This is a genomic window from Crenalkalicoccus roseus, assembly GCF_004761865.1.
Lineage (GTDB): Bacteria > Pseudomonadota > Alphaproteobacteria > Acetobacterales > Acetobacteraceae > Crenalkalicoccus > Crenalkalicoccus roseus.
This window is the reverse complement of record NZ_SJDM01000107.1, coordinates 1-990: the sequence shown is the minus strand read 5'-3', so window position 1 is coordinate 990 and position 990 is coordinate 1. Positions and strand designations below refer to the sequence as shown.

General features: G+C 68.8%; 1 protein-coding gene. It reads left to right on the top strand.

What is annotated here, in order from left to right:
• Positions 1-196: 196 nt before the first annotated feature.
• Positions 197-990, top strand: a 794-nt coding sequence (locus ET526_RS21085) for an outer membrane protein (RefSeq protein WP_135471044.1), incomplete at its 3' end; no start/stop codon positions are given.

The window sequence follows — 990 nt, the reverse complement described above, 5'->3', positions numbered from 1 at the left end:
GCGCCGCAAGGCGCCCCTTTCGCGTTCGGGTCTGTGGCATGGAAGCAACAGCCTTCGCCGCTCCTCGCCCGCAGGTGAACCCCCTAGGGTCTTCTTCTTTCTTCCAGTGCGCGCATGTTGCGTATCGGCTCAACCGCGCACCTGCAGCCCCGGCGCCCTGGTCCCAGGGCGCCGGCACTATCGGAGAGAGAAAAGAATGAGCCTTGGCAGGACACTGTCCCTTCGCGGGATGCTGCTTGCCGCCACGGTGCTGGCGGCCCCCTCCCTTGCCTCCGCGCAGCCGGTGACCGGCCTCTACATCGGCGCCGGTGCGGGCGCGAACTGGATCAACAACCCCGAACGTCTGAGCCTGCGCGGCTTCGGCTTCCCGCCCGGCGTCACCGTGAGCAACGCCGGCAAGGCCAATTTCGATCCCGGCTGGACCGGCGTGCTGAGCCTCGGCTGGGGCTTCGGGAACGGCCTGCGCGCCGAGATCGAGGGCAATTTCCGCGAGAACGAGGTCACCAGCATCCGTGGCCTGGGCTTGGCGCCGATCGGGCGGACCGGCGGCTTCCAGCGCAGCTACGGCGTGATGGGCAACGTCTTCTACGACTTCGACTTCGCCAATTTCGGCCTGGGGCAGAGCGTCTTCCAGCCCTATATCGGCGTCGGCCTCGGCTATGTCTGGACCGACTGGCACAACATCCGTGGCGTCAGCGTCCCGACCGGGCTGGTCCTGCACGCCGACGACACGGATGGGCGGTTCGCCTACCAGGCCATCGTCGGCGTCGGCACGCCGCTCACCTGGGCGGGCGTGCCCGGCCTGACGCTCACCGCCGAATACCGCTTCATGGGCACGCTGGAGCCGCGGCTGAACGCGAGGCTCAGCACCCCGGCGGGCGCCACCGTGGCGGCCGGGCAGATCGAGACCGAGAAGTACAACCACTCCTTCCTGATCGGCCTGCGCTACGCCTTCATGCAGCCGCGTCCTGCTCCGGCGCCGGTGGTGGC